We start from the raw sequence: 26,490 nt of genomic DNA, 5'->3' as shown, positions 1-26,490 counted from the left end.
GGTTGAGACGCCGCGTCGCGGGAGACCTCAGTCGGTCTGGTCCCTGTCGGGCAGATGCCTGACACTGCCTCAGTCGATCTGGTCCTTGCCGTCGTTTCGTGGACCTGGCGGAGCCTCGTCGATTCACGGCGGGTTCGTGATCACCAGGGGACGACGCCGTCGTCCTCGAAGAACGAACCGGTCGGGCCGCCGTCGGGCAGGGAGGCGAGCCGGATCGCAGTGGCCGCGCCCTGTTCAGGGGTGCGGGGTCCGTGAAAACCTGTGAAGTCGGTCGCGACCAGGCCCGGGCAGGCGGCGTTGATCAGGATGTTCGTACCGGCGAACTGCCGGGCGTACTGCACGGTGAGGGCGTTGAGGAACGACTTCGACGGCGCGTAGGCCGCCATGATCGGGCCGATCTCGGTGTCGGGGTCCGCCTGCCGGGCCAGGGAGCCGACGCTGCTGGAGACGTTGACGATGCGTGGCGAGGCCGAGCGCCGCAGCAGTGGCAGCATCGCGTTGGTCACCCGGACGACACCCATGACGTTGGTATCCACGACTGTGCGGAGCACCTCCAGGTCGAGCGCGGTCGGGTCCTGCACCCACCCCGGGTCCATCTCGCCCGAGATGCCGGCATTGTTGACCAGGGCGTCCAGGCGCCCGGCCAGCCGTTCGATCAGTTCCGCGGCATCAGTGACGCTCTGGTCGTCGGTCACGTCCAGCGGTACCCCGAACGCGTCCACGCCGACGGCGCGCAGCTTCCCGACGGCGGTCTCGCGTCGGGCGGCGTCGCGGGCTCCGACGCCCACGCGGTACCCGAGGCTGCCCAGCCCGGCCGCGATCTCGTACCCGATGCCCTTGTTCGCGCCGGTCACCAGCGCAATCATCGTTTCGCTCATGCTGATGATGTTGGCTCGCGGACGAGTGGCGCGGCCAACACCGATACGGTGTCCTGTCATACCCGCCAGGTATCACCGCGTATGCTGCGGCCGTGGACACCCTGGAGACCCGCGAGCTGAGGTACTTCGTGGCGGTCGCCGAGGAACTGCACTTCGGGCGCGCCGCCGAGCGCCTCGGCATGGCCCAGCCGCCGCTGTCGCGGGCGATCCAGCAGCTCGAACGGCGCCTCGGGGTCTGCCTGCTGCAGCGCAACCGCCGTGGCGTCCGTCTGACCGGTGCCGGAGAGGTGCTGTTGCACGAGGGCCGGGCGGCCCTCGACGCGACCGCTGCCGCCGCTCGCCGTACCCGGCGTGCCGGCGGCGCCGACAGCCCTGGCGGCCCCCGCGGTCGGCTGGTCCTCGCGGTGAAGGCCGCCGCGTCCCACGAACTGCTGCGGAAACTTCTCGACGCTCACGCGGCCGAACCCGACAGCGCCGAGATCGAGGTGCTGCCGTGCGGCCTCTGCGAACAGGAAGAGCTGCTGCGCGACGGACGCGCCGATGTCGCGCTCATGCACACGCCGTGGAACTCCCTCGCCGGGTTCGACAGCGAGGCACTGACGACCGAGGGGCAGGTTGCCGTCCTGCCTGCCGGGCACCCCCTCGCCGCCCGCGAGACCTTGTCCCTGGCCGATGTCAGGGACGTCCCCGATCTGCCGCTCGCCCGCTGGCCCACCCACGGCGCCTACGCACCCGGCCCGGGCCCCGAGATCCACAACCAGACGCAACTGGCCCAGTTGATCGCCCTCGGACGCACCGTGGCGGTCGTCCCCGACTCAGCCCGCTCCTGGCTGTGGGCCGAGCACACGGCCGTCCCCTTGGCCGACGCGCCTCCCGTCGTGACCCACATCGTCTGGCCCGCCCACAGCCGCTCCCTCGCCCTGGCCGGCCTGATCCGCACGGCCGCACGGCTATGACCAGCTCCTGCCCCCATCGGTCAGCACCCGGGACAGCTCAGGCACCACTTCGATGAGACAGGACACTGAGCAACAACACGACATCCCGAGGGCAGCCTCCGTAAGTTGGCGGGATGAGCGATCGACTGGATGCAGAAGGCCAGGCGGCCCAAGTCGAGGCGGCATGGGGCCATGTCGTGGCGTGGCTGGAGCAGCACGCCCCCACCTCGTACGCCTCACTGCTGCCCCCCGCGCCGGAAACAGAGATAGCGAACGCGGATGCGGCGCTGAGGCAGCGCCTCAATGGGGGCGGACGTCACGGCCGGAGGATGCGGGGGCATCCGCGGGCTCAGCGGGTGGTGAGGGTGCGTGCCCGCCGGGCGGGCACGAACTGCTCCTTCTCAGACAGGCCGCGTCACTCGGCCACCGTGAAGTAGGCGGCCGGATCAAGGGAGTTGAGCGCGATCCAGCGCTGCGCCGTCGCTTTGGCGGACGCCTTGCCGCTGCCCGCCGAAGCACGGAAGAAGCCCTGCACGTCGAGAGCGATGCGGGGATCGTCGTCGATGCGCCGCGCCATGTCGTAGTAGACGGCCAGCTCATGGACGCACCGCGGGGTGGCGGCCCGGCAGGAGCAGTCGGCGCTTTCGAGGGCCGGCGCGGGCGGATGGCCCGCGTCGGCGATCGCGCGGTACAGATCGTCGGTGAGCAGGGGCTGGATGCCGCTCAGCCGACGGGAGATCTCGGCCGTCGCCCCCGCGGACATCGGCGCGACCTCGATCGTGACCACCGTGGTGCCGCGACCTCGGTGCACGGCGGCGCGCACGGTCCGGCCGTCGAACGTGATCTGCACCTTGCCGTCGCGCGCCATGCGCCGCGCGCTCGGCAGCTGGGGATCGGGACGGGTCTGGCGCAACGACTCGGCGAACCGGACCCAGTCCTTGCCCCACTTCGTGTATCCGTAGTCGTGGTCGGCCATGGTCAGTTGACTCGCTTCCGGCGCAGGATCTCGATGAGACGGTCGTCGTCCAGGCGTGTCAGCTCGGCGACGCTGGACGTGTCGGCGATGTCCGAGAGCGCGGACTTGCGGTTGTGCATGGCCGCGATGTGCTCCTCGACGGTGGTTCCGGTGGTCAGGGTGGTGACGGTGACTGTGCGGGTCTGGCCGATCCGGTGGACCCGGTCGGACGCCTGAGCCTCCACGGCCGGGTTCCACCAGCGGTCGAAGTGGACGACGTCGGCCGCGCGCGTGAGCGTGAGCCCGGTGCCCCCGGCCTTCAGGCTGAGGACGAGCGCCTTCGGACCGTCGTCGGACTGGAACCGGCGGACGATGTCGGCCCGTTGCTCCTGGTTCAGGCCGCCGTGGAAGAACGGCGTACTCACCCCGAACTGTTCGGCGAAGTGCCGGACCAGCAGCTCACCGGTCTGCCGGTACTGGGTGAAGACGAGGGTCGGAGAGTCGTTCTCCAGGTTGTCGGCCACGATGTCGGTGCACAGGTCGAGCTTTCCCGACCTGCCCGACAGCTCACCGAGGTCGTCCGTGATCAGGCCCGGATGGTTGCAGACCGTCTTGAGCGAGGTCAGGACCGAGAGCACCTTGGTCTGCCGCTGGGCGCCACTGCCGAAGCCGTCGTCGACGACCTGCTCCAGCAGCCGGTCGTACAGCCTCTCCTGCTCCTCGGTGAGGTCGCAGATGAGATCGGCATGGATCTTCGGCGGGAGCGACCCCGCGACCTGGGACTTCTTCCGCATCAGCACGACCGGCTCGATGGCCCCGCGCAGCCGGGCGGAAGCGGCCGGGGAGCCGTCCGCGATCGGCCGCACGAAACGACGGCGGAACTGCGTCCGGTTCCCGAACAGGTGCGGTGCGACCAGATTGAGCAGGGCCCACAGCTCGTCGAGGTGATTCTCGACGGGCGTGCCGGTCAGGGCGATCCGCGCGTCGGCCGCGATGGTGCGCGCGGCCTTCGACACCTGCGTACGGGGGTTCTTCAGGACCTGCGCCTCGTCGAAGACGGCGGTGCTCCACTGGATCCCCGCCAGGGCCGGGCTGTGCGTGCGCAGCGTGGGGTAGCCGGTGAGCACCACCGTGCCGCTGTCCACCGCGGGCAGCGGCCCGCCGCACCAGATCGTGGTGTGCAGGTCAGGTGCGAACCGTGCGATCTCGTGCGCCCAGTTCATCGCCAACGACGTGGGACAGAGCACCAGTTGCGGCCCCTTCTGGGCCCGTCCGGCGACACAGCCGATGGTCTGCAGGGTCTTGCCGAGTCCCATCTCGTCGGCCAGCACCGCGCCGCTGTGCGTCTCGATGGTCTCGCGCAGCCAGCTCACCCCGCGTATCTGATACGGGCGCAGCTTGGCGGTGAGCGCCGTGCGCATCTCGGCCCCCGCCGCGGTGGTGCGGCGGAAGACGTCGCTCGCGTGCTCCGCCGTGGTGACGGCGACACCCGTGGCGTCGGGGACCGCGTGCGCGGCGATGGGCAGAGCCGACTCGCCGCCCGCGATCCACGACCGCCAGACGTCCACAGACCGGCCGGGCGAGTCGAGGGGCACGGCCGGGAGCCGGTCCGGCTCGATCAGCACGCAGTCGACGTCGGACACCTTGAGCCTGCCGAGGTCCGGCGTCGGGACGACCAGGGGGACGGTGTCGACGTCACCGACCGGCGGGGCCGCCCCCACGGCGCCGTCGGCCCAGGTCCACAGGGCGAACATGTGCCGGTCGGGCAGGTACGTGGCCTGACTGCCTGACCGCGCCTCAGGGAGCTTCTGCATGGATCCCATGGCGTCAGCGGGCGCCCACGTCGTCGCCCTCGCGGGCGGTCAAGTCCCCGGCCTCAGCCCCGGGGGCCGTCTCGTCCGCGGTCGGGCCGCCGTCCCGGGCGGGCTCCGGCGCGCCCCCGGCAGCCGCGGGCCTGCGGACCGAGCGCAGGGCGAGCAGCAGCACGGCCGCGCCGAAGAGCGAGATGAACATGATCCAGACCGCGCCGACGTGCATGGCGTGGACGAACGCGTCGTCGGCGGCGTGTCCGAGCGCGGGCAGGTGGGACGTGGCGGCAACGTGCCGCGCCTGTTCGGCGGAGACCCGCGCCTGCTCCCGTAGCGGTCCGGGGACACCGTCCAGCGACGGCTCGATCGCGCGTCGGTACACGATCGACATGATCGTGCCGCCGACGGCGATACCGATCACACTGCCGGTCTGGCGCACGGTGTTGGTGACGGCCGACCCGGCGCCGGCCCGCTCCAGCGGCAGCGTGCTGATCAGCGCCGCGGTCACCGGGCCGAGCACCATGCCGATGGACAGACCTTGGACCAGCAGCACGACCTCGATCCAGACGAGGGGCGTGCCCAGTCCGAAGAGCCCGTACGCGCCCATGGTCAGCGCCGCGACGATCAGCGCCGGCACGGCGACGAGCCGCAGCGACCAGCGGTGCACCAGGCGGGCGCCGACGGGCGCGCCGAAGATCGCGCCGAGCGCGGTCGGGAGGCCGGCCAGGCCCGCCTCGATCGGCGAGTAGCCGCGCGCGCCCTGCAGGTAGAACGCGTTGTAGAAGGTGACCGCGGACACGGCGAACAGGAGCAGGCCGAGCGCCACATTGCCGCCGCCGAACGCGCGCTGGGCGATCAGCCGGGGATCAAAGCTCGGCGTCTTGCTGCGCAGTTCGACGCGGACGAACACGGCCAGCAGGATCAGTCCGCCGACGATCGGCGCCCAGACGTCCGTACGGCCCCAGGCCGCCACCTGACCCGCGCGGATCAGTCCGTAGGCGAGCGCCGCGAGGCCGGTGACGGACAGCAGCATCCCGGCCGGGTCCAGCGGTCGCACGACGGGGCTGCGGAAGTTCGGGACCAGCAGGGCGATGCCGATCAGCGCGAGGACCACGACCGGGACATTGACCAGGAAGACCGAGCCCCACCAGAAGTGGTCGAGCAGCACACCGGCGAGCACCGGGCCCACCGCCATGCCGACACCGGCGGAGGTCGAGGAGATGGCGATCGCGGTCGACCGGGCCGGGCCGGTGAACGTCCATATGAGGATGGCCAGGTTGGCCGGCATGATCAGCGCGCTGCCGACGCCCATCGCCGTCCGCGCGGCGATCAGCTGCCCCGCGTCGCCCGCGTACGCCGCCCACACCGAGGACGCGCCGAAGACCACCAGACCCGCCGCGAGCACGACCCGGTGGCCGAAGCGGTCGCCCAGCGCACCCGCGGTGAACATCAAGGTGGCGAAGGCCAGCGTGTACGAGCCGGTGGCCCACTGCAGCTCGGCCGGGCTGGCGTTCAGCCCACGGACCGGGTCCGAGAGAGTCTCCAGGGTGGTGCTCAAGACGGTGTTGTCCAGCCAGATCAGCAGTGAACACACCATGAGAACGGCAAGGATCAACTGCTGCCTGGACTTCGGCAACGTAGATGAAGTCATGAATACCTTCGGATGCGGTCTGGAAAAGCTGACGAGCGGACCGTAGGCAACTATTGAGCGTGTGTCAATTCCCGGGCGGTCGGCAGCAGTCGGCGATTTTCTGGCGCCTTCGAGGGCATGCCGACAAGCGCTCTGTCAATTCGTGAAGATGTGATCGGACGGGCGGTCTAGTGCGCTCCCGTGGGCATACCGCCAAGCGTCCTGTCAATCTCTGATCCTGTTGTTTGACTTCGCGTGAATTCCGTGCCCCGCCCCGTGTTGTGCCTCTGCTCCGCGCCCTGTCCCACCCGGTGTCCCGCGTCGTGGGCTGCATCGGGAGCAGGAAGGGGGTGTTGGGCGCGCCGGCACCGGTGCGACCGCTCCCGGGGCCCGTCCTGGGGCCGCCGGGAGCGGCAGAGTACCCAGACGGCTACCCCGTGCGGGCGGTCGTTTCGGCCTGCCGGTTCAGCAGGCCTAACGTTTTTCTCGCGTATTGTCTTTGAATGGGAGGAGGATTCGCCCGGGTCAGCGGAACGGAAGTCGCCGGGGGATGCAGGGAAAAGCAGAGGGCGACCCTGCAGGGCCAATGGTGGAGCGAAAGCGACAGTTACGTCTCGGACATTCTCTCGGTGTGCTCATTGGATTCGGTCCGTGCGGTTCTTCGCTGGCGCGGTCAGGGGATCCCAGGCGCCGAACTGAACTGAACAGCAACCCGAGCGCGGCGCCTTTCTCGATCTCAGCAACCGACTGGACGAAGCCTTCGGGACCACCGGTCAGAACATCAATGGATGGGCCCGAATAGAACAACCGTCAGAGCAAGCCTGATTTGGGCCACGCGCCTCTCCTTTTCCTGCGAGCGAGCTGCACTCATAGGGCCGCTGAGAAGAGCGCTGTGTCCGGGGACGCGGGAGAGCCGTCTCGGGTGGGCGAAGCCCAGCGCTGAGCGCCGCATCAGGCACCTCGGCTCTCTGTTCGAGCGACAAGCACTGATCTTGTAGGTGTGCAGGTACGAGGACGTGCGGCAGGCGGGTCAGCTCAGGTGAGGAGTCTCGCGAGTCGGGCCATCTCGGTGGGCGGGTCGATCACCGGCTGGATGAGGAGTTCGTCGACGCCGGCCTGTTCCAGGGTGGTGATACGGGCGAGGAGGTCGTCGCGGGCGCCGACCAGTGCCAGGGTGTTCATCAGCGAGGGCAGGACCAGGTCCCGGTCCTGCGGTGCGATGCGTCCGAGGTAGTTGGGGTAGAGCTTGGTGTGCCGGTCCGGCGCTGCGGCGGTAGTGCCGCGCCGGTCGAGGAGCCGCCGCACCGCCTCGCGTCCCTCGGGGCCGAGTTGCTCGGCGAAGGCGGGTGTGTCGGCGGCTGTGTCGGCGGCGAAGGCCAGCAGCGACAGGACGAGATGGCCGGTCGCGTCCCGGGCCGCGTCGCCGTGGGGGTCCTCGTCCTCGTCGAGCAGGTGGAGCGAGGTGACCACGTAGGAGTACGCCCGGGAGTCCGTGTGGGAGTCGGGGTCGCGGGGTGTGCCCTGGGCGGCGTGGCGGCGGGTGTCGTGCAGCGCGTGCCAGGCGGTGGGGTCCAGCAGGCCGAAGGAGATGAGGCCGGCGCCGCGGCGGCCGGCGACGGCGGCGGCCTTCGGCCCGAGCAGCGCGGCCACGACGAACTCGATCGGGTCGGCGGTGTTCACGTGTGCCCCGGCGTGCAGGAACCGGATGTCGCGGACCAGGTCGCCTTCGCGGTACTCGGTCGAACGTCCGGCGCACAGGTCCTGCAGTGCGGCGGTGAAGTCCTCCAGCCTGGCTGCCGTGGTCGGCCGCATGCCCAGGGTGCGCCGGGCGGTGTTCCCGGTGCCGACTCCGCAGATGATCCGGCCCGGCGCCAGGGCGTTGAGGCTGGCGAGCGCGCTTGCGGCGGCCGGGGCCGAGCGCAGAGCCGGCGAGGTCACGCCGACGCCGAGCCTGATGCGGCTGGTGGCCTTCGCGCACAGGCTCAAGGCGACGAAGGGGTCGCCGTGGACCATCGGGGTGTCGTTGACCCAGAAGCTGTGCAGGCCCAACTCCTCGGCCCGCACGGCGAGGTCCTCCACACCGGGCTGCGCGGCGACGACGACGCCTGCACGCATCAAGACCTCCATGGTGTGAGGATCGAGTCGAGCCTGCTCAGCATGGCAGGTCCCGGCGCAGGGCCGTTGCACAGTCGCGTGATCTGCAGCGTCGCAGGGAGGGTGGCCCTGCCCGACGCAACGAGACCCCGTCGACGCAGACGACCTTCCCAAGCCGCCTGCCTGCGACGGAGCTTCGATGCGCCGTCAGTCTGCCATGCCGTGTCGCGTCAAGGCCCTGCCGCCGCACCGGGCGGCGGGCATGTCGCTGCCGGAGCGGCTGGCCAGGCTGCCGGACCCGCGCCGTGGGCGGGGGAGTACGTCGTCCGTTCGTGAGCGTGGTGCTGATCTCGGCGTCCGCGGCAGTGGCCGGCGCCCGCTTCCTCGGCGTGGACTGCGGGTCGTCATAGCGCTGGCCGTGGCCATGGCATGGCCAGGAGTGCCTATGGCAGCGGCCGAATATCAAGGCCTGTCCGGCCGACGTCGCGAGGCGGGAATGTCACTGGGCCTATCCAGCGCTGGCGGATGAGGGCGTGTGATGGGTCAGTGGTGCTGGGTCATGTGGGCAAGGACCTGGGCGGCGCCGTCGGGGTTGAAGGCGTCGTCGATGGCTTCGGCCGCTCCTTCGGCGGCTTCGACGGAGCGCGGAAGCAGGATCTTCTCGTAGGCGGTGACGGCCTGGTCGATGGTGGCGTTGTCGATGAGGGCCTGGGCGAGGTCGGCGCCGTCGAGCATGGCGAGGTTGGCGCCCATCCCGGAGAACGGGGACATGAGGTGGGCGGCGTCGCCCAGGAGGGTGAGGCCGGGCGTGTGCGTCCAGGTGTGTGGGACGGGCAGGGCGTACAGGGGGCGGTTGAGGTAGCCCGTGTCGGTGTCGGTGATGAAGCCGAGCAGGTGGTCGCTCCAGCCGGTGAACCGGTCCAGGAGGGCGCTCTGCACGGCAGCGGCGTTGGTGAGGTCGAGCCCGGCCTGCTGGTGCCAGTCCTCGTCGGTTCGCATGGCGACGTAGACGCGGATGTGTCCGCCGCTGTTGCGCTGGGCGACGAAGCCCTGCTGGTTGTGGAGGGCCATCATGGTGCCGGCGGCGGTGAGTGCCGCGAGGCGGGGGTGGCGGGTGTCGACGTCGTTGAAGCCGGTCTCGACGAAGGTGACACCGGTGTAGAGGGGCGTCGCGTCCGTCAGCTGGCGGCGGACCGTGGACCAGGCGCCGTCGGCGCCGATGACGAGGTCGGCGTCGGTGGTGGCGCCGTCGGCGAAGTGCAGGCGGTGGACGTCGTCGCCGACGGGCTCTATGCGGGTGAGCTTGTGGGCCCAGCGCACGGCGCCGGGCTTGAGGGAGTCCAGTAGGAGGTTGCGCAGCTGGCCGCGGTCGATCTCGGGGTTGCCCTCGGCGGTGTCGGCGTCGGGCGGGATGCCGTCGAAGACGATCCGGCCGTCGGCGCTGACCATGCGCATCTGCTGGCCCTCGGGGCGGGCCAAGGCGAGGAAGTCGTCCAGCAAGCCGGCCGCGTACAGGGCGTGCTGGCCGGTGCCGGGGTGCATGTCGAGGGTGCCGCCCTGGTCGCGGGCGGAGGGAGAAGCGTCGAGATCGTAGACCGTGACGGGGATGCCATGCCGCTGGAGGACGCGGGCACAGGTCAGTCCGCCGACGCCGGCTCCGATGATCGCGATACGAGGGGTGGGAGCGTTCATAAAGTGCCTTCTCTCATGCTGACGCACGTGAACTCGTCGATGGGGCAGGGCCTTTGCGCCGGTGGGCGCGGTGGCCTGGGCGGGTGAGGAGTGGGCGGGGCCAGGCGGCGCCTCGCTGACCGAGCCACCACAAAAACACACTCGCCCAAAAAGTGCAACGACACAACTTTTTATGTCGGCGTCTTTTCTTTATGATGCAGGCATGACTGCAACCGTGGGGCGTCGCGAGCGCAAGAAGGCCGCCACCCGCCAGGCGCTGGCCGACACCGCCCTGAACCTGTTCCTCGAACGCGGCTACGACAACGTCACCATCCGCGACATCGCAGACGCCGTGGACGTGTCGACCACCACGCTGCTCAAGTACTTCCCCACCAAGGAAGCGCTCGTCTTCGACGAAGACACCGAGCAGGAGGCCGGCCTCGTCGCCGCCGTCCGCGACCGGCCGGAGGGCCAGGGCATCCCTCAGGTGCTGTGCGCGCACATCAAGCGGGTACGGACCAGCGCCGGCGACTGGGATGCGCGGTTCGCGGCCTTCGCGCGCCTCGTCAACGACACGCCGGCCCTGAGCGAGTACGGGCACCGCATGTGGATGCGCCACCAGGACGCCCTCGCCCGTGCGATCGCCGAGGCCATCGGGAGCCGGCCCGACGACTATCGGTGCGCCGCCCTTGCCCACTTCGCCCTGGAGGCAGCGGCCTTCGCCCATCGCTCCGACGACCCCGAACTCGCCATGGACGCCGCCTTCGCTCTCCTCCAAGACGGCTGGGGCGCCGCGTAACGGATCACGCGGCGAAGGAGGTTGACGCCCCATGAGCTGACGCATGCGTACGGATCGGCGGCAGAGGCGCCGGGTCGGCGCTGTCACGCGTCGCGTGGGGCGACGCCCGGACCGGTGCTTCAGCGGCGAGAGATCTTGGCCTGTGGCTCGGTGAGCTGGCTGCCTTCGACGCGACCGTCGAGGCAGTCCCGTTCCTGTGGGACGCGCCGCCCGGTGCCCCTCCTTGGAGTCCTGAAGGCAGCCCGGAAGGTGGTGGTCGTGACACTCGACGACGCCGGATTCGATGGAGGTGCCCGGTGCGGGTCGTCCCGGCTAATACTGTGGAGCCTCAGGCTGGGCTGCTTACGGCCCGACTCGGCATCCCCCCGAGCCGAACTGCCCCCAGTCTCAATCGGATTGCTGCGATGTGTCACGAGGTTTCGTTGATGTGCGACGAGGCGATCAGTCGATCCAAAAGAGTCGAGGCGACCCAGCTCATCCTGCGCAGTTGCCCAACCGCTGGCCAGTAACCACCCGGAAGCGGGAGGGAGATGACGTGGCGCGCTCGCTCGAGAACCTCAGCCATGGCTTCGTCGGGCTGGAACTGGGGATCAGCGACCGTGATGTTGAGGAGTTGCAGCAGAGCTCCGCGCAGGCGCTCTGCGAGCTCCTCGATCTCCCCGGTTGCAGGTAAGCAGTCGCCAAGGACCTTGTCCAGGTCATCGAAGACTGATTCCAGGACGAGCGGGTTCCACACTCGCATCTTGGCCAGCACAAGCATGAGGCCTTCGGGATCGAGCGGTGGCTCCCACTTCTGGGCCGCAACACCTCGGCTGCCGGTGCACAGTTCGGCCTCCGGGTCGAGGGGGATGGAGGGCATGCATGCTCCAAGAGAGTGGCTGCTGAGCGATGAGGAAGGGCAGACAGGCTTGGTGAGGCCCTCTGAGTGTCCCCAGCTCGCACATCCGTTGGCCGGGCTTGATCCAGTATGCACTCGGCCCCATTTCAAGGCATGCGGAGAATTACCTGCATGCATGATCAATGCGCAGCTCTGCGTGTGGGTGCGCTGCCGCGCGCGGGGGCGGCGGCTCAGGTGGTGGGGCCAACGGGGGAGTCGTCGGTTCGCCGCCGCTGGTCAACTGCGTGCGCCGGACGCTGCCCCGACGACGGGCCAGACAGGGCCCCCGTACGACGAGCCCCAGCCGCCCTGCTGGCCCAGGGCATGACGCGCCATACGGTCCTGGCTCACCCCCGCCGTCACCCTCAACCGGTGGTGGCAGGCCTGGACGGACACGGACCTATCCTCCGAGCTCCAGGCCTGATCGTCGCAGTCGCCACCGGACACGGCGTTGACGTCTGCTGCCGGATTCAACGAACTATCAGTAGGCGATGTCATGGGTGCGGCGGAGGCATCCTGATTTACTTTACGGGACGTCATGTAATGTAGCGACGTGACGGATCAAGGCAAACCCTCGGCGCGCGGCCGCCCCCGTGACCGCGACATCGATCAGGCCATCGTGTCGGCGACCCTGGAACTGCTCGGCGAACGCGGCTACGCCGACCTCACGATCGGCGCGGTCGCCACCCGTGCCGGCGTCGGCCGTCCCACCGTGTACGTGCGCTTCGCCGACAAGAACGCCCTCGTCGTGCACGCCCTGGTGCAGACCGTGCCGCCGCTGCGCACTCCGGACACCGGTAACGCACTGCACGATCTGATCGAGCTGGCCGTCGACTTCGTCGCCCGGCTGGCCAACTCTCCTGCCGGAAGGACAGTCCTGGCCGTTCACGCCGAAGCCGGTCGGCACCCCGAGCTGGAGGCCCTGCTCCGGGAGCACTATCTGCGCCCCCGCGAGCGGCTTGTCCACGATCTGATCCAGCAAGGTCAACAGCGCGGCCAGCTCCGCGAAGACCTGACCCCGGAGGACATTCAGGACCTGCTCTGCGGCCCCCTGATCTACCACTGGCTGATCCACGGCGACCTCGCCGACGGGCAGACGAGGGCCCTGCTGGACGCGGCCAGCCGCGCCATCACCGCCTGACCCGCGACCCCGCACCACCGACGTAGCAACGGAGAGCACCGATGAACGACCTGGACGAGGTATCCCTCCACATCGATGCCGCACCCGAAGTGGTGTGGGAACTGGTCTCCGACCCCACGCGGATGCGGCTGTGGAGCCCCAGCTGCCGCCGCTGCATCTGGATAGGCCGCACCCGCGGACCAGTCCCCGGTGCACGATTCCTCGGCGTCAACCGGCGCGGCATAGTCATTCTGCCCACCCTCAACAGGGTGGAGCGCGTCGAGTATTGCCGGGAGTTCGCCTTCCGCACCACGACCCACAACACCCTGTGGCGATACCGGCTTCAACCTGCCGGCCAGGGCACCCTGCTCACCGAGCAGCGAGACACCTCCGGCACCCGAGCCTGGATGCTGCGCCCGCTCTATACGCTGCTGCTGGGCGGCTACGACAACTTCCACGACGAACTCCGCGCCGGCATGCTGACCACACTCCAGCGAATCAAGGCAGCCGCCGAAAGCGACGCGAACCGATGCTCCAGATGACGGCCTTGCACTCCCGAAGCTGCAACACAAGGAGCTCAGCGTGATGTTCCGGTCTCGCGTCGTGTGCGCATGTCCGTAGTCATGTGCACGGATGAACTGGGGCTCTGCCACCGAGTGCAGAGAAATGGGTACGGGCCGGACAGTCCGAAGTCGCCTGCACTGCGGTCGATTCGGCCGTAGTGGTGTGCGCGACAGGGGTCGTCGCAGGTGCTACCCGCGCACCGCCTTCGCCCAGTCCAGGCGATCGCGGAGGTGCGCGACGGCCTGGTGCGGCTGGCCGCGCCGCACCAGTTGCCACCGCGGGGGTTAAGTCTCGCCGTCGTCGCCGAGATCGTCGCCGCCTGCACCGCCATGAACGAGGACTCCGCATGAGAATCTCCGCGGCCAGCCCAGCGGACCTACCTCAAGCCCTGGCCCGCCTTGCCGCCCAGCACGAAGAGATCGTCGGGCTCTGCGAGATCACTGCCGGCGCTGCTCGGTTCAGCCACCTGCCGCCACCCGAGCCACCGTCTTCGGGACGTGCGGCTGATGCCGCATACCTGACCGGATGCTGCCTCTCGTACGGCGAGAGTCGGACCTCGCCAGCGATCAGATCGAGGTGTCGTCGGTCAGCGAAGGAACGGCGCACGGACGGAGGACCATCAACGAGTCTTCCAAGGTCGCCACCATGGCGAAGGGGAACCGGTCGAGCTCAAGACAGAGTGCAACGTCATCGGGATGGACTCCTTGACGCACACCCTCCGTCAGCTCGGCGGCGGCGCGTGAGTCGGCAGCGCGGCGGAGGAACTCAGCTGCATCCGTCCCAGTCTCGGCAGCTCTCCGTGCGATGTACTGCGCGCAGGCCAGATCTTCATCGGCCTGTCCGTCCTCGCCCGTGACGACGAACGTGACGCTGTCGCTCTTGTGTGTCCGCAAGAGCTGGGCCGTTGCCTCCGCCACCACGAAGCTGGCGCACAGCACCAGTGGCGCGTCTTTGACGGCAAGGGCACCGACTGTCCCTGCCGTGGTCTTCTGCACAACGGTCCGTCCGCCAAGGTCAATAGACCGCAGCAGGCCCGGCGAGTTGACGGCATCGAACCCGGGTGCGGGCGGGCCGTCTTTGAGCGCCACCCAATCGTGGTGGCGAGCCTTGAGCGCCAAGGCGTCGTCCAGCGACTCGGCAAGGACGATCTTTTCCGCTCCCTGGGCAAAGGCCCAGGCGGCCACGGTGAAGGCACGCATGACGTCGACGACGACCGCCACGGACGGGGCTTGGGCCAGATCGGGGATACCGAGGAAGCGAGCGTTCATTCCGGTCATGATCGCGTATGCGCGACCCGAGGCGCTCGGAGAGTGGTGCGCATCACGTGGATGGTCTCGGAATGCGAGACCTCCGGCTGCCTGCGTCGCGGAAGTGGTCCGCGACAACACGCCTGCTCCATCGCCGCGCGAGTCACCGGCACACGGCTTCTGCGGACACAAGCCGCACCATGTCGATCATCGCGGCCCAGGAGCCTGACGGCGAGATCGTGCTCGGGCCGCAGCTCAAGCACGCCGCCCAGCGGGCCTCGCGAACCGCACCACACTCGCCTACCCGGCAACCCCGACGCATGGTGGGTCAGGGAGTTCGACATCAGTTGCAGGTCGCCGCAGCCAAGAAGCTGGTCTCCCTAACCCAGGCCCGCCGGGCCGGCCATGTCGTGTGGAGCTGCCGGAACCCGGCCTGGCGAGCCAGGACGCTGAAGGCGATCGGGGTCAACGGGTCCTGGGGCGGCCAGCGGCCAGCCCCATCGCGGTCGGCCCGGGCGCCACGCGATTTCCACGCCGGGCTCGACGAGGTCAACGACGTCATCGAGCCGAGCGCGACACTTCGTGCCCAGCTCGCCGGCGAACGCCTGGAGGTCACTCTGCTCCGGGACGAGTTCGCCAACCCGCACCTCGTACGGTCAACCACGGCCTGTGGAACACCCGCTACCGGGACGCCGCCGTCGCCAGGCTCCGTCCGAGGGCCACGACATCAACGACGAGGACGTCGCCCGCCTCCCCGCTCGAGGACCGGCGCATCGACTTCCTGGGCCGCCGTCTGTTCGACATCAAGGCTGGCGGACCGGTCAGGGCCTGCGCCCCTTCCGGGACCCGGAGGCTGTCGAGGACGACGAGGGTTGACGGCGGCGCACCCGGCTCGCTGGACCACTCGTCGCATCCCGTGGAGGCCAGGCCCCCGACGCTCCGAGGCCGAGGCGAGGGACGCCAAGCTGGGCTCAGCGCTGGCTCAACGGCCTCGCGGAGCCCTGAACGGCGCCTTCCTGAACGGGATCCCGGGACTCCGGGTGATCTGGACCACCGGCCGGGGCGGCGGCACGCAGCGCCGCTTCGACCCGGCGGTTGCTGGTCATGGATGCCGTGACGGCCGTCATCGCCAGGAGGAGGACGGCGGCGGCGTAGAGCGGGGTGCGTACGTCGTAGGCGGTCGCCAGCCAGCCGCCGAGGAAGGCCCCGACGGGGGCGGCGCACATGGCCAGCATGCGGGAGGTGGAGGCGACCCGGCCCATCAGGTGGGCGGGGACGATCGCCTGCCGGAGGGAGGGGCCGAGCACCATCGTGGCGCCCATGCCGGCCCCGCAGACGGCGAGCGCGAGGCCGGCGACGTACGGGTTCGGGGCAGCGGCCAGGCACAGGATGGCGAGTCCCTCGACGCCGGCTGTGCAGGTGAGCGCGGTGCCGGTGCCGAGTCGGCGGCCGAGGAAGGAGGCGATGCCTGCACCGAGCAGACCGCCGGCGGCCTCCGCCGTGAGGAGCAGGCCGAAACCGTAGGCGTCGATGCCGAGGCGGTCGTGCGCGAAGAGGGCGAGGACGGTCTCCACAGCGAGGAAGGCGACGTTCCCGACCGCCGGGCGGAGCGCGAGCCCGAGCAGCAACCGGTCGCGGAAGATGTACGACGCCCCGGCCCGCGCATGCCGAAGCAGCGACTCGCGGACCTCCGGCACGGGCCGGGGCATGGCCGGCAGCGACCGTACGAGCAGTGCGGAGAGCATGAACGACACAGCGTCGGCGAGCAGCGGAACCGCCCGCCCGAGCGCGAGCAGGGCGCTGCCCGCAGGCGGCCCCGCGAAGCCGGACATGGCTGTCTGAGCGCCTCGCAGGCGGGAGTTGGCGCGCTCCAAGAGGGCGGGGTCGCGGCCGAGCAGATCCGGGAGATAGGCCGTGGCGGCCGTGTCAAAGAAGAGTCCGCCGAGGCCGAGCAGGAAGGCGACGGCCGCGAGCAGTGGAATGCTCAGCACGTCGAGCGCGGCCGCCGCCGCGGGTATCGCGAGCAGCACCGCACGTGCCGTGTCCGCGACCCACATGGTGCGCCGACGGTCCCAGCGGTCCACCAGCGCACCGCCGAGCACCCCGAAGAGCAGCCACGGCAGCGTTCCGGCGGCCGTGACGACGGCGAGCGCCATCGGATCCCGCGTCAACGTCAACGCAAGCAGCGGCAGCGCGGCATGCAACACCCCGTCACCGAGCGAGGACACCGTCTGCGCAGTCCACAGCCGTCCGAACCCGGTCGGCAACTTCCGTACGTCTGAGGTCACTTGGCGTCCCCTGTGGCCTGCTCGCGCGATGCCGGGTGGAACAGTGCGAAGACGAGCGACGCGTCCGGCAGCGACGGATCGGACAGCTCCCGGTACTCGTCCGCCAGCGCCTGCAGCCGTGCCCCCAGCTCCGCGAACTGCTCCTCGGTGAGCCGCAGATGCGCCATCCGCACGTGCCGCTCGCTGTCCACCGGCGCTGCCTCCAGGTCCGCCACCGCGTGCCGCATCAGCACATCCGGGCCTCCCTCGCCCGGATCCGGCAGCACTATCGCCCGCGCGGCCATGGCGTAGTACCGCTCGGTGACCCCCCGGACCTTGCGCGTCCGCACCACTTTCACCAGGCCGGCCCGCTCGAGCAGCCGTACGTGGTAGCTGGAGCTTCCCTTCGCAAGGCCCACTCGCTCGGCGATCTGCGTAATCGTCGCGGGCTCGAAGCGGAGCACGGCCATGATCCGGTGGCGCGTGAGATTGGAGACGGCGCGTAGCTGGTCGTCAGTGGTGACGTGGAACGTCTCGGGGAGATCGTCGGTAGGCATGGCCCCAATGGTCAACACTTCTTGACCATTGCGCAAGGGAGTTTTGCTCGGGCTTCCGAAATCGGCTGTCCAGCACGTGAGGGTTTCCTGGCGCGATCCGGGATCACCAGCGACCTTCCGGGGCCGCCCGGCCACCCCGAACTCCTCGTCGCCGAACCCCTCGTCCGTACCGAGATCGAGATCGGATACGCGCGGGCCTCCACCGGTGGTCAGTAGCTCGAACGGCAGCTCGACGCCCTCGCCGCGGCCGGGCGCCGCGAGATCTTCTCCGACACGAAGTGCGGCAGGACCGACCTGTGCCCGGAGCTGAAGGCGTGCCACGCCTTCCTCGACACCGGAGACACCCTTGTGGTCCCCTCGCTCGACCGCTACGGCCGCAGCCTCCAGGACCTCATCGACATGGGCCGCTGAACTCCGTACGCGCGAGATCGGTTTTTCCTCGCTGCACGAGAACCTGGACACCATTACATCCGGCGGTCGGCTCGTCTTCCACGTCGTCGCGGCCCTCGCGGAGTTCGTCCGCGAACTCATCGTCCTGGGCGCCCGCGAGGGTCTGGCCGCCGCTCGCGCCCGCGGCCAGGTCGGCGGACGCCCCACCGTCGCCACCGAGGAAGTCATCGAGGCCGCCCGCGACCTGCTGCCCGACCCCCGGCCGTTCCATCGCCTCGATCGCCAAGCTCCTCGGCGTCTCCCCGGGCGCCCTCTCCAACCACATCCCCGACCTGCGCGAACTAGGCACGGTGCCGTGCCTTGTCAGCTCGAAGCGCCCGCCCAGGAGGCGTACCCGAGCAAGCTCAGTGTTCGGCTGCCGTGCGGTGGTGCTCCTCGCGGTGGGCGAGTACGTCGGTCATGTGCGTTTCGGCCCAGTCCTTGAGGCCGGCCATGACGTGGTTCAGGGACAGACCGAGGTCGGTCAGTTCGTAGGTGACGGTGACGGGCACGGTGGGTGTGACGGTACGGGTGACCAGGCCGTCGACTTCCAGGGAGCGCAGGGTCTGGGTGAGCATCTTCTGACTGGCGCCCGCGAGCCGGCGGGACAGTTCGGAGTAGCGCATCGCCCGCGGCCCGTCTTCGTGGGCGATCCCGGGGCGGTGCGGGCCGTCGCTGCCGAGCGCCGCGAGGATCAACGCGACCCACTTGTCGGAGATGCGGTCGAGCAACTGGCGGCTGGGGCAGCCGTCCATGAACGCGTTGTAGCTCGCTTTCGCCTCGGCCCGCTGCTGAGCCGCTGTCTGCGTCGACATCGATCGCTCCTTCCGTACCTGAGGGCAGCTTACGCACTTTCAAGTGCCTTCTTCCGCTGCGGAGTCCACAAAACGAGCATGGAACACGGAAACGATCACCCCACCGCAGAGGAGCAAAACCATGGGCGCCCCCACCTTCCGCACCGCCGTCGTCCGCGTACCGAACGGGCCCGATTCGATCGAGGTCATCGAGGCGCCCGTCGTCGATCCCGGCCCCGGCCAGATCCGCGTCGCCATCGCCGCTGCGACGGTCAACCCCACCGATCTCGGCGTCGCGGCAGGCTTCTTCCACTCGATAGGGCTGGTCGATCAGCCCGAGCACACAGGCCTGGGCTGGGAGTTCGCCGGCGTCGTGGACGCGTCCGGGCCGGGCGTCGACCTGGCCGTCGGCACCCGGGTGGCCGGTCTGGTGGTCGGCTTCGACCGCGACTACGGCACCTACGCCGAGCAGATCGTGGTCGCAGCGGCCGACGTCGCCCTCGTCCCCGACGAGCTGGACCTGCTGGCCGCGACCACGGTCCCCCTCAATGGGCTGGCCGCTGCGCAGGTAGTCGACCTGCTCGGCGACGCGCCCGCCGGGGCCGCCCGGCTGTTGGTGACCGGCGCCGCGGGGGCGGTCGGAGCGAACGTCGCCGTCCTCGCCCGGGAACGCGGCTGGCAGGTGACCGGGCTCGCCCGCACCGGCGACGAGGAGTTCGTCCGCAGCCTCGGCGCCGACTTCACCACACACGCCGAGCCGGAATGGGACGCAGTCGCCGACCCCGCCCAGCTGAACGAAGAAGCGCTCAGGCTGCTCCGCGACGGCGGAGCCTACGTCGGGCTTCGGCCAGGCCTCGAACCGCGCGCCGAGCGCGGGATCTCGGTCGCCTCCGTGGTCACCGCTCTCGACAGCGCGCGACTGGCCGACCTCCTCACCCGCACCGCCTCGGGCGAACTCTCGGCCCGCGTCCACGCGGTCGTCTCTCTGGACCAGGCCGCCGAAGCCCACCGGGCCACCGCCAAGGGCGGCCTCCGCGGCCGCTACATCATCTGCCCCTGACCAGCCCGGCGCCGAGCGCGCCGCCGACCGGGCTCACCGGCGCCTGCCCGCCGGACGCCTCCAACGCAACGGGCCGGTCCCTGCTGCGCAGCCGACCTCCGGCCCGGCCACGACATCGGCGGCATCGCCGAGACCGGCGAGCCACAGCAGCCCCAGCCCCTCTCGACGCCGGTCGGGACAACGCCGAGACGTCCGGGGCAGGAGACGAAGTCTCAGCCCGCTCCCCGCTTCCCGCTGTCAGCGATGCGGTTGCGATGCCTCGCGAGGCGAGGCGATGCCCGCCGTCGATCCGTTCCGTTCTGCCCCGCCGTACGACACCCTCAGGAGAACCGTCATGACTATGAAGCGCCTCGCCACTGCCCTCGCCGTCCTCGGCGGCCTGTTCCTCCTCTACACCGGGATCAGCTTCCTGCTCGCACCGCATGCCACGGCCGCAGGGTTCGGGGTGCCGACTTTGCCGCAGGACCAGGGGGAGGGCTTCCTGCAGGTCAAGGGCATGCGAGACATCGGCTTCGGACTGGTGATACTCACGCTGCTGCTGGCCGGGCAGCGCAAGGCGCTCGGGCTGGCGATGGCGGCAATGGCCGTCGTCCCGGTCGGCGACATGCTGATCGTGCTGAAAGAAGGCGGCCCGGCGGCGACCGCATACGGCGTCCACGGACTGGCTGCGGCGGCGGTCGCCGTGACCGCGGGACTGCTCCTGCGCGAGCGGCCGGCAGCCGCCTGAGGCCGCGGGATCAAGTACCTCCAGGGTGCTCTGACCGCCTCCGAGCGCGTGCTGGGCACCCATCCCTACACGCTTGCCTCACGCCACGACCTCGCTGGCGGCCATCTGCCGGCGGGGGATGTGGGCCGGGCCATTCCGATGTTCGAGCAGCTCCATACCGACGGCAAGCGGCTGCTCGGCGAAGACCACGCGCTCACCATGACCGCTCAAGAGATCCTCACGCACGCCAGGGAAGGCGACGGTGGCACCGGGCCAGAGTGCACCAGGCCCATTTCGGACAGTCCCTTCGTAGGGGCACTCGTGTCGATCCTGTCCCGGCCTGACCGGCTGGGGCACGGCACATGCCGGGCAACTGGTCGGCCAGGAACGCAAGTTGCTGAACGAACCGCAGATTCTTAGCCGCCGGCGAGGCTTGCCCGAGAGCGTCAGCGTCGCACGCCGCCTGATCGACGAGCGTCTGCGCGGGGACCGCCAGGGTACGGCTCGATCGCCGAGGGCCATGAGGGCGGCGTGGTGAGGCGTTGGCCCGCGGGCAACGGCGACCGCTGGGCGGGGAGATGTCCCTCGGCAAGCCGACCGATGTTGATTATCAAACGGGTCGACCCGTATATTAAATCGCTATGAGCTCCTTTCCGTCCTCCAGGGGACGTCCCAGGGATCCCCGCTCGCACGAGGCGATCGTCAGCGCGGCCACAGAGCTGGTCATCGAGGTCGGCTACGCCGCGACGTCGATCGGGGCGGTGGCTGCCCGTGCCGGCGTCGGCAAGGACACGGTCTACCGGCGGTGGCGGGGCAAGCCGGAGTTGGTCTTCGAGGCCGTGTTCACGACCACCGACCATGCTCCGGTCCCAGACACCGGAACGCTGGCCGGGGACCTGACCGCACTGCTGCAGGGCCTGGTCGACGAGTTCCACGCACCTGCCGCCGCAGCGGCGCTCCCGGGGCTGCTCGCCGACTTCGCCGCCGATCCGGGGCTGAAGGCGCGCATCCGCAGCGACTTCCTGGCCCCGTCGAAGGAGCGGCTGCTGATCGTCTTCGAACGCGCCGTGACCCGCGGAGAGATCACGGCCGACACGCCCGTGGATCTGGTCCTGGACACGCTGGCAGGAGCCGTGTTCTTCCACGTCGGCCTGGTCGGGGAACACCCCGACCCTCAGCTGGCCGGCCGGCTGGCTGCTGTCATAGCCAAGGGAATCGAGATCCGATGAACGGCTGGCTTCTCGCTGGGGGCATCACCGCGTTCGGTGTGAGCGCCGTGCACATCGTCGCCGGGCGCCGGGATGTGGTGCGCCCGCTGCTGTCCTGCGGACTCGCAGACGAACCCAAGCGCGTCTTTCACGCCGTGTGGCACATGGTGACCGTCGACCTGGTGCTCTCCGCAGCCGCCTTGCTCTACCTCGCGCTGGCGGAAGATACGTCGGCGACCAGCCTGGTGGCCTGGTTCGTGGCAGCGCACTTCGTCGCGTACACAGTCGTCTTCCTGGTCGTCACACTGTCGGTCGGCTGGCCGAAGCCGCTGCTCCGGCTGCCGCAGTGGATCCTGCTCCTGCCGGTCGCGGTCCTGACGGCGGCGGGCGCCGCGTAGCGACAGCGCCGGATACTCCAAGTCCACCTGCGGAAGATCGGCGTCCCGCCCCAGCGCGGCAGGACCTCCGCGATCCGCCAACTCGTCCTCCAGGCCCCGGCCCCCGTCATCGCGAAGGTGCTCGGCTACCACGACAAGACAGGCCGCACCATCGGACACTGCCAGCAGGCTGCCACCCGCCCCGGTCACAGAGGCCGGAGGAACCTGGAGCCGATACGCCCCCGGCGACCACACACGGTGACACCAGGACCGACCTCAACGAGGAATACGCGACACCTCAGCATGCGAGCCCACCAGTCCCGAGGCCGTTCTCCTGCCAAGCGTGGGCGACATGGCTGGGGGGCGTGTTGTCTCGCGCGCAACCGGTGCCGAGAGTGAACGGAAGACGCGACCTGGGAGGGTGAAGGTAATGGCGTACACGTTCTTCGACAGCACCACGTTGCCGACAGATCAAAGGTTCGACTGGTGGTGCGAGACCGTCAACCAAAGTGTGTCGCCCACCCGGCAGACCAGCAGTCACGCCGCTGATTTCACGGGCAGTGTCGCCTTCTTGACCATGGGGCCGGTGCAGACCAGCACGCTTGCCTTCCCCGCCGTGCAGTCGCAGCGTACCGCCGGCCTGATCCGACAGTCGGATCCGGAGACGTATGAGCTGACGCTGGTCCTCGGCGGCCAGATGTGGATCTCCCAGAACCGCAACGAGGTCCAGGCGACTGCCGGCGAGTTCCTCATGTGGAGTTCGTCGCGTCCCTATGCCGGCCGGGCTCTCAGCGGCGCTGTGGTGGGCGCCTCGCGCGCCATCATCGTGCACCTGCCGCGGGGGCTTCTGCCCCTGCCGGACGCCAGGATCGACGAGTTACTGGCCCGGGGGCTCCCGGCCGCCGACGGCATGGGCGCCGTCCTGGCCCGCCACCTGTGCAGCGTCATGGAGCAGGGCCCAGCGCTCACGGAGCCGGACTGCACGGCGCTGGGTCCGGTGACCCTGGACCTTGCATCCGCCTTTCTCGCCCATCGGCTCGGCCTGCTGAGCCGGGTACAGCCGGAGTCCCGCGCAAGGATGCTTCTGGCGCGCATCGACCACTTCATCGACGCCAACCTCACCGACCCGACGCTGTCTCCCGCGGACATCGCCGCACGCCACCACATCGCGCTCCGCACACTCCACGCGCTCTTCAGGCAACGGGAGCGGACCGTCTCCGCGACGATCCGGCACCGGAGGCTGGAAGGCGCCCGCGCCGATCTCGCCGATCCGCGCTCGCGAACGGTACCCGTCCACGCCATCGCCGCTCGCTGGGGCTTCACCGACGCCGGCTTGTTCAGCCGTGCGTTCCGCAGCGCGTACGGAAGCACTCCGAAAGACCACCGCCGCCGCGCGACCGCAGATCCCGCCGCAAGCAGTCCTCCTCGATCCTGAACAGCCGGGCCGGTCAAGGCACCCGCCCGCGCCGGAATCCCAGAGTTCTCGAGCCGGCCCTGCACTACGGTCCCAGAAATCCTGCACGGGCAGCCCATTCGGCGTGCCCAGACCGACCTAGGGTCGTGTCACGGCGGACCTGGTGTGCAGGGGTCCGCGTCCCAGAGAGATCCCGTACGAGGAGGAACGATCATGAGCAACAAGATCGCACTGGTTGCCGCGGGCGTCACCCTGCTGCTGGCATCGACGATGGGCACCGCACTCGCACAGGACCGAACCCAGACAGGGAGCAGTTCGGCAACTGCCCCCGCAGCGGGCAGCCAAGTAATCGAGCCGATCCACTTCAACGGCGTCGACGCCGGGATCGAGGCCTGGGACAACTGCCACCACGGGCAGGCGTGTCTGTTCCAGAACAGCAACGGCAACGGGACCATGTGGGTCGTGCCCAGCTGCGACAGGGTGTACAACCTCGACTCCAGCATCAACAACCGGGCCAGCTCCCTGTGGAACAGGTCGGGCAGCTCCTTGAACGTCTACAACGGGAGCAACGGGAACACCATGCTGGGGAGCTACGGAGCGTACGGTCCGCCGATCAACCTCCCGGGGAACTTCAACGACAAGATCAGCTCCGTGTACGCGCCCTGCTGATACGGCTTGGTCAGGGCGGTGCGGGGGTGGGTATGTCGGTCGTCTGAGATCTTGCACCGGGTCCAAGCCGCCCGCGCCTACCGGCCGCCAGTCCTGCCGCCCCGCATCACCTGGATCGGGTGGCTACCCCTGGCAACGCCCTGCCCCCGCCGATGCAGCTGGCGGGGTCAGGGCGTTTCGCGACTCCCTGAGCACGGGGTCGCACGCCGCCCGATCGACGAGCGTCTGCGCGGGGACTGGCAAGAGTACGGCTCGATCGCTGAGCGCCAAGAGGGCGTGTCTGCTCAGGTCCGCGCGGCCTAGCTGTACGCGATGCGCTCGACCTCGATGAGCTGGGCGGCGCCGATACGGTCTTCCTCTAGGGAGAGCAGCCAGGTCAGCAGCTCCGATGTGGCGTGCAGCTCGTTGTAGAAGCCAAATCGGAGATCCGTGAGTCGCCCCTCGAAGAGCCAGTCGTCGAGCGCGTCGCTGAGGTGGCGGCCCGCGGCCTCAGTTCGGGTTTCGGCCCAGACGGCCAGCCACGGCGAGAGGCTCCCTGTGCTGACGGAGATCGTCTCCAGTACCCCGGTGACAGGCTCGGTGCCGGGGTATTCGTGCAGGGCTGACCGCCACCAGGCGTGCCAGACGCTCTCCAATGCCTCCTGCTCCGGCATCGTCCAGTTCCGCCAGCCGGCGGCGAGCAGCCGGGAGGCGACCAGCCCGTGGTCGACGTGCAGCTGTCCGGTAGCCAGCTGGCGGACGATTCGCGGTGTCATCCGACGGTACAGGGCAGTGAAGTCGTCCCAGTGATCGGTCGATTCGGATGCGACGAAGGAGATCAGTTCTTCCGGTACTTGGTGCGCCGGCCCGGCGAGTGCTCCAAGGTCGGTGTCGGTGTAGCAGTAGGTGCAGCCGCCTACGGTGAACGGTTGCTCGGCGAGCGGTGCGAAGGCGGCGTCCAATGCATCGAGAGCGTGCTGGAGCTGCTGGGAAGGGTCGGTCACGGGGCACCTGCTGGGGACCTCATCCGGCCTACCGGAGAAGGGATCGACGCTATCACGCGGTTTGTGACTACGGTCGGGGCGCCCCGGTGGACCGCCGAGCTCGCCCGGCGTCCCCACATGGGCCAACGTTCCTGACGAACCCTCGGATATCCATGAGACATGTGCGGAATGCCTCCCTGCGCCTGTTCTCGGAAGTGCCGGCCTCGCATTGCTCCACAAGCGGGTCCTTCTCGCCCGCTAAACCGATCAGCGGCTCCTGGAATCCTGCCTTCGTCCGAGTCAGCCGTACCTGGAGCGATGCATGTGAACGTGGGGAGCCGGCCCGTTCGACAGCGACCTCGCCGCTGACTTTTGTCGATGGACTCGAGGGACTCACCCGCCACCAGGTCGTCGACGTGCTCGAGCGGGCATTCCAGCGAGTCGCCAACTCGGGAGCACGCGTCGACGGCGGAGACGGTGCCGAAGCAGTTGCCGCCGGCGCTCTCGTCGCAAGCACCATCTGGGACAGCCCCATTCTGATCGACCCCGACGACGGCCCCAGACAACCGCTGCCCGAACTACCGGCATCGCTCCGCGCGTCGGCCGGGCTCGCACTGGAGCGGGTGCTCAAGGACGGATCGGGAATGGCGACGGGCTGGGCCTGCCCCGCCGCTGGATCGTGGCGGACTCTGGGCTGGCTGATGAACCACCGCCGCCGGCCCGGGGCTGCGAGGCCAGACCTCGCCGTTACGAAGCCATGGTCCACCTGGCGATGAAGGGACTGAGCTTTGGAGGAAAACACCCTCTCGGTGCCCTTGATTCTTGTTTGAGCGATGCCTGATGCATCTCTGTTGAGTACGTTGCATAACTTCCAGGAGATCGTCGCGGCGTCAGTGGACCCGAGCGGCCATCACAGCCTGACAACCGTGAACTGGAAGGGCCCCGCGCCATGCATTTGACCACTCGCGCCCTGCGCCGCAGCGTCCTCGCCGCGACAACCGCCGCCGCAGCAACCCTGATGACTGCCTGTGGCGCCGCCCAGCCCGACATCCTCTCCCCGGTCCAGGTTTCTGCACAGGCCGCCACGGACCGGTCGGCCCAGCTCGTCTACGACCTCGGTGAGACAGCCTTCGCTCCGCCCGGCCTGGACGGGAAGCGCACAGAGCTGAAGGCCGAGGTCACCTATCCACGCCGGCTGGACAAGGGAAAGCACCCCCTACTGATGATGCTGCACGGTATGGCCGACACTTGCTCCACCGGGGACAAACCCCTCCGCCCGTACGCCTGGCCGTGCGGCAACCCCTCAGGCAGTCGCGCCGCTCGACGGCCTCGCGCCAGACGCTGTGGCAGCGGCTGATCCCTCGGGCGTTGATGACGCGTACGAGCGGCCGATCACCGCCTGCCCGGACATGGGTGACCGGCCGGTGGCTTCCGCGCCTGCTGGAGGTTCGCGGGGTCGGCCACCGGCC

At 69.5% G+C, this 26,490-nt stretch carries 26 protein-coding genes; 14 read left to right on the top strand and 12 right to left on the bottom strand.

From position 1 onward, the window contains the following. Window positions 1-140: 140 nt before the first annotated feature. Window positions 141-878 carry an SDR family oxidoreductase gene (locus AB0M39_RS01615; protein ID WP_365358958.1) on the bottom strand — a complete coding sequence of 246 codons (738 nt, stop codon included), beginning with the start codon at window positions 876-878 and terminating at the stop codon, window positions 141-143. Between the two features lie 92 nt (window positions 879-970). Here AB0M39_RS01615 and AB0M39_RS01610 point away from each other — a divergent pair, with 92 nt between their 5' ends. After that, the gene (locus tag AB0M39_RS01610; RefSeq protein WP_365358956.1) at window positions 971-1,834 is read left to right on the top strand and encodes a LysR family transcriptional regulator; all 864 of its coding nucleotides are present in this window, start codon (window positions 971-973) and stop codon (window positions 1,832-1,834) included. Window positions 1,835-2,228: 394 nt separating this feature from the next. Here the strand turns inward: AB0M39_RS01610 and AB0M39_RS01605 are convergent, their stop codons facing one another. The 5 genes from AB0M39_RS01605 to AB0M39_RS01585 form a co-directional block, all read right to left on the bottom strand. Continuing rightward, window positions 2,229-2,789, bottom strand: a complete 561-nt coding sequence (locus AB0M39_RS01605; RefSeq protein ID WP_365358954.1) for a hypothetical protein — start codon at window positions 2,787-2,789, stop codon at window positions 2,229-2,231. Between the two features lie 2 nt (window positions 2,790-2,791). Continuing rightward, the gene (locus AB0M39_RS01600; RefSeq protein WP_365358952.1) at window positions 2,792-4,582 is read right to left on the bottom strand and encodes a DEAD/DEAH box helicase; all 1,791 of its coding nucleotides are present in this window, start codon (window positions 4,580-4,582) and stop codon (window positions 2,792-2,794) included. A gap of 13 nt (window positions 4,583-4,595) precedes the next feature. Further along, window positions 4,596-6,173 (bottom strand): MFS transporter, encoded by a 1,578-nt coding sequence (locus AB0M39_RS01595; RefSeq protein WP_365358950.1) that lies wholly within the window; start codon window positions 6,171-6,173, stop codon window positions 4,596-4,598. Window positions 6,174-7,241: 1,068 nt separating this feature from the next. Further along, window positions 7,242-8,321, bottom strand: coding sequence for an LLM class flavin-dependent oxidoreductase (locus AB0M39_RS01590; RefSeq protein WP_365358948.1), 1,080 nt, complete (start codon window positions 8,319-8,321; stop codon window positions 7,242-7,244). 522 nt (window positions 8,322-8,843) lie between these two features. After that, window positions 8,844-9,992: an NAD(P)/FAD-dependent oxidoreductase gene (locus AB0M39_RS01585; RefSeq protein ID WP_365358946.1), complete on the bottom strand. Its 1,149-nt coding sequence runs from the start codon at window positions 9,990-9,992 to the stop codon at window positions 8,844-8,846. 202 nt (window positions 9,993-10,194) lie between these two features. Here AB0M39_RS01585 and AB0M39_RS01580 point away from each other — a divergent pair, with 202 nt between their 5' ends. Beyond that, the gene (locus AB0M39_RS01580; RefSeq protein WP_365358944.1) at window positions 10,195-10,770 is read left to right on the top strand and encodes a TetR family transcriptional regulator; all 576 of its coding nucleotides are present in this window, start codon (window positions 10,195-10,197) and stop codon (window positions 10,768-10,770) included. Between the two features lie 409 nt (window positions 10,771-11,179). On the opposite strand, the gene AB0M39_RS01575 is transcribed toward AB0M39_RS01580, so the two are convergent. Beyond that, entirely contained in the window at window positions 11,180-11,629 is a 450-nt protein-coding gene (locus tag AB0M39_RS01575; protein ID WP_365358942.1) for a DUF6415 family natural product biosynthesis protein, read from the bottom strand. Between the two features lie 571 nt (window positions 11,630-12,200). Between AB0M39_RS01575 and AB0M39_RS01570 the strand changes: the two genes are divergently transcribed. From AB0M39_RS01570 to AB0M39_RS01560, 3 genes are all read left to right on the top strand, one after another. Beyond that, complete coding sequence (locus tag AB0M39_RS01570; RefSeq protein ID WP_365358940.1) at window positions 12,201-12,788, top strand: TetR/AcrR family transcriptional regulator; 588 nt, start codon at window positions 12,201-12,203, stop codon at window positions 12,786-12,788. A gap of 41 nt (window positions 12,789-12,829) precedes the next feature. Beyond that, window positions 12,830-13,309 carry an SRPBCC family protein gene (locus AB0M39_RS01565; RefSeq protein WP_365358938.1) on the top strand — a complete coding sequence of 160 codons (480 nt, stop codon included), beginning with the start codon at window positions 12,830-12,832 and terminating at the stop codon, window positions 13,307-13,309. Window positions 13,310-13,516: 207 nt separating this feature from the next. Beyond that, a complete protein-coding gene (locus tag AB0M39_RS01560; RefSeq protein WP_365358936.1) occupies window positions 13,517-13,681 on the top strand; it encodes a hypothetical protein in 165 nt (54 codons plus the stop codon). 216 nt (window positions 13,682-13,897) lie between these two features. On the opposite strand, the gene AB0M39_RS01555 is transcribed toward AB0M39_RS01560, so the two are convergent. The 3 genes from AB0M39_RS01555 to AB0M39_RS01545 all read right to left on the bottom strand — a co-directional run bounded on the left by AB0M39_RS01555 (window position 13,898) and on the right by AB0M39_RS01545 (window position 17,402). Next, window positions 13,898-14,599 carry a 2-phosphosulfolactate phosphatase gene (locus AB0M39_RS01555; RefSeq protein WP_365358934.1) on the bottom strand — a complete coding sequence of 234 codons (702 nt, stop codon included), beginning with the start codon at window positions 14,597-14,599 and terminating at the stop codon, window positions 13,898-13,900. Window positions 14,600-15,549: 950 nt separating this feature from the next. Continuing rightward, window positions 15,550-16,866, bottom strand: coding sequence for an MFS transporter (locus AB0M39_RS01550; RefSeq protein ID WP_365358932.1), 1,317 nt, complete (start codon window positions 16,864-16,866; stop codon window positions 15,550-15,552). Further along, window positions 16,863-17,402 carry a winged helix-turn-helix domain-containing protein gene (locus AB0M39_RS01545; protein ID WP_365358930.1) on the bottom strand — a complete coding sequence of 180 codons (540 nt, stop codon included), beginning with the start codon at window positions 17,400-17,402 and terminating at the stop codon, window positions 16,863-16,865. The genes AB0M39_RS01550 and AB0M39_RS01545 overlap by 4 nt, the downstream gene beginning before the upstream one ends. A gap of 261 nt (window positions 17,403-17,663) precedes the next feature. On the opposite strand from AB0M39_RS01545, the gene AB0M39_RS01540 reads away from it, so the two are divergent. Continuing rightward, a complete protein-coding gene (locus AB0M39_RS01540) occupies window positions 17,664-17,813 on the top strand; it encodes a recombinase family protein (protein ID WP_365359292.1) in 150 nt (49 codons plus the stop codon). Further along, window positions 17,749-18,276: a recombinase family protein gene (locus AB0M39_RS01535; RefSeq protein WP_365358928.1), complete on the top strand. Its 528-nt coding sequence runs from the start codon at window positions 17,749-17,751 to the stop codon at window positions 18,274-18,276. Before AB0M39_RS01540 ends, AB0M39_RS01535 begins: the two co-directional genes overlap by 65 nt. Here AB0M39_RS01535 and AB0M39_RS01530 read toward each other — a convergent pair. Then, window positions 18,197-18,646, bottom strand: coding sequence for a helix-turn-helix domain-containing protein (locus AB0M39_RS01530; protein WP_365358926.1), 450 nt, complete (start codon window positions 18,644-18,646; stop codon window positions 18,197-18,199). The genes AB0M39_RS01535 and AB0M39_RS01530 overlap by 80 nt on opposite strands. A gap of 121 nt (window positions 18,647-18,767) precedes the next feature. Between AB0M39_RS01530 and AB0M39_RS01525 the strand changes: the two genes are divergently transcribed. The 6 genes from AB0M39_RS01525 to AB0M39_RS01500 all read left to right on the top strand — a co-directional run bounded on the left by AB0M39_RS01525 (window position 18,768) and on the right by AB0M39_RS01500 (window position 24,059). Then, window positions 18,768-19,685: a zinc-binding dehydrogenase gene (locus AB0M39_RS01525; protein WP_365358924.1), complete on the top strand. Its 918-nt coding sequence runs from the start codon at window positions 18,768-18,770 to the stop codon at window positions 19,683-19,685. A gap of 334 nt (window positions 19,686-20,019) precedes the next feature. Next, complete coding sequence (locus tag AB0M39_RS01520; RefSeq protein ID WP_365358922.1) at window positions 20,020-20,412, top strand: DUF4267 domain-containing protein; 393 nt, start codon at window positions 20,020-20,022, stop codon at window positions 20,410-20,412. Between the two features lie 620 nt (window positions 20,413-21,032). Continuing rightward, window positions 21,033-21,620 carry a TetR/AcrR family transcriptional regulator gene (locus tag AB0M39_RS01515; protein ID WP_365358920.1) on the top strand — a complete coding sequence of 196 codons (588 nt, stop codon included), beginning with the start codon at window positions 21,033-21,035 and terminating at the stop codon, window positions 21,618-21,620. Further along, a complete protein-coding gene (locus AB0M39_RS01510; RefSeq protein WP_365358918.1) occupies window positions 21,617-21,997 on the top strand; it encodes a hypothetical protein in 381 nt (126 codons plus the stop codon). The genes AB0M39_RS01515 and AB0M39_RS01510 overlap by 4 nt, the downstream gene beginning before the upstream one ends. Before the next feature lie 331 nt (window positions 21,998-22,328). Beyond that, the gene (locus AB0M39_RS01505; protein ID WP_365359290.1) at window positions 22,329-23,411 is read left to right on the top strand and encodes a helix-turn-helix domain-containing protein; all 1,083 of its coding nucleotides are present in this window, start codon (window positions 22,329-22,331) and stop codon (window positions 23,409-23,411) included. 192 nt (window positions 23,412-23,603) lie between these two features. After that, window positions 23,604-24,059 carry a peptidase inhibitor family I36 protein gene (locus AB0M39_RS01500; RefSeq protein WP_365358917.1) on the top strand — a complete coding sequence of 152 codons (456 nt, stop codon included), beginning with the start codon at window positions 23,604-23,606 and terminating at the stop codon, window positions 24,057-24,059. A 299-nt stretch (window positions 24,060-24,358) separates the two neighbouring features. On the opposite strand, the gene AB0M39_RS01495 is transcribed toward AB0M39_RS01500, so the two are convergent. Beyond that, window positions 24,359-25,000 (bottom strand): hypothetical protein, encoded by a 642-nt coding sequence (locus AB0M39_RS01495; protein ID WP_365358915.1) that lies wholly within the window; start codon window positions 24,998-25,000, stop codon window positions 24,359-24,361. A 970-nt stretch (window positions 25,001-25,970) separates the two neighbouring features. Here AB0M39_RS01495 and AB0M39_RS01490 point away from each other — a divergent pair. Beyond that, window positions 25,971-26,378, top strand: coding sequence for a hypothetical protein (locus AB0M39_RS01490; protein ID WP_365358913.1), 408 nt, complete (start codon window positions 25,971-25,973; stop codon window positions 26,376-26,378). Window positions 26,379-26,490 lie beyond the last annotated feature (112 nt).

The organism is Streptomyces sp. NPDC051907 (genome assembly GCF_040681075.1).
Taxonomy (GTDB): domain Bacteria; phylum Actinomycetota; class Actinomycetes; order Streptomycetales; family Streptomycetaceae; genus Streptomyces.
This window is presented reverse-complemented; position numbering and strand designations above follow the sequence as displayed.

Bases quoted from the DNA above. Each gene is read 5' to 3' on its own strand.
- AB0M39_RS01615 (WP_365358958.1), bottom strand. From the start codon at position 878: ATGAGCGAAACGATGATTGCGCTGGTGACCGGCGCGAACAAGGGCATC.
- AB0M39_RS01605 (WP_365358954.1), bottom strand. From the start codon at position 2,789: ATGGCCGACCACGACTACGGATACACGAAGTGGGGCAAGGACTGGGTC.
- AB0M39_RS01600 (WP_365358952.1), bottom strand. From the start codon at position 4,582: ATGCAGAAGCTCCCTGAGGCGCGGTCAGGCAGTCAGGCCACGTACCTG.
- AB0M39_RS01595 (WP_365358950.1), bottom strand. From the start codon at position 6,173: ATGGTGTGTTCACTGCTGATCTGGCTGGACAACACCGTCTTGAGCACC.
- AB0M39_RS01590 (WP_365358948.1), bottom strand. From the start codon at position 8,321: ATGCGTGCAGGCGTCGTCGTCGCCGCGCAGCCCGGTGTGGAGGACCTC.
- AB0M39_RS01585 (WP_365358946.1), bottom strand. From the start codon at position 9,992: ATGAACGCTCCCACCCCTCGTATCGCGATCATCGGAGCCGGCGTCGGC.
- AB0M39_RS01580 (WP_365358944.1), top strand. From the start codon at position 10,195: ATGACTGCAACCGTGGGGCGTCGCGAGCGCAAGAAGGCCGCCACCCGC.
- AB0M39_RS01575 (WP_365358942.1), bottom strand. From the start codon at position 11,629: ATGCCCTCCATCCCCCTCGACCCGGAGGCCGAACTGTGCACCGGCAGC.
- AB0M39_RS01565 (WP_365358938.1), top strand. From the start codon at position 12,830: ATGAACGACCTGGACGAGGTATCCCTCCACATCGATGCCGCACCCGAA.
- AB0M39_RS01555 (WP_365358934.1), bottom strand. From the start codon at position 14,599: ATGAACGCTCGCTTCCTCGGTATCCCCGATCTGGCCCAAGCCCCGTCC.
- AB0M39_RS01545 (WP_365358930.1), bottom strand. From the start codon at position 17,402: ATGCCTACCGACGATCTCCCCGAGACGTTCCACGTCACCACTGACGAC.
- AB0M39_RS01530 (WP_365358926.1), bottom strand. From the start codon at position 18,646: ATGTCGACGCAGACAGCGGCTCAGCAGCGGGCCGAGGCGAAAGCGAGC.
- AB0M39_RS01525 (WP_365358924.1), top strand. From the start codon at position 18,768: ATGGGCGCCCCCACCTTCCGCACCGCCGTCGTCCGCGTACCGAACGGG.
- AB0M39_RS01520 (WP_365358922.1), top strand. From the start codon at position 20,020: ATGACTATGAAGCGCCTCGCCACTGCCCTCGCCGTCCTCGGCGGCCTG.
- AB0M39_RS01515 (WP_365358920.1), top strand. From the start codon at position 21,033: ATGAGCTCCTTTCCGTCCTCCAGGGGACGTCCCAGGGATCCCCGCTCG.
- AB0M39_RS01510 (WP_365358918.1), top strand. From the start codon at position 21,617: ATGAACGGCTGGCTTCTCGCTGGGGGCATCACCGCGTTCGGTGTGAGC.
- AB0M39_RS01505 (WP_365359290.1), top strand. From the start codon at position 22,329: ATGGCTGGGGGGCGTGTTGTCTCGCGCGCAACCGGTGCCGAGAGTGAA.
- AB0M39_RS01500 (WP_365358917.1), top strand. From the start codon at position 23,604: ATGAGCAACAAGATCGCACTGGTTGCCGCGGGCGTCACCCTGCTGCTG.
- AB0M39_RS01490 (WP_365358913.1), top strand. From the start codon at position 25,971: ATGCATTTGACCACTCGCGCCCTGCGCCGCAGCGTCCTCGCCGCGACA.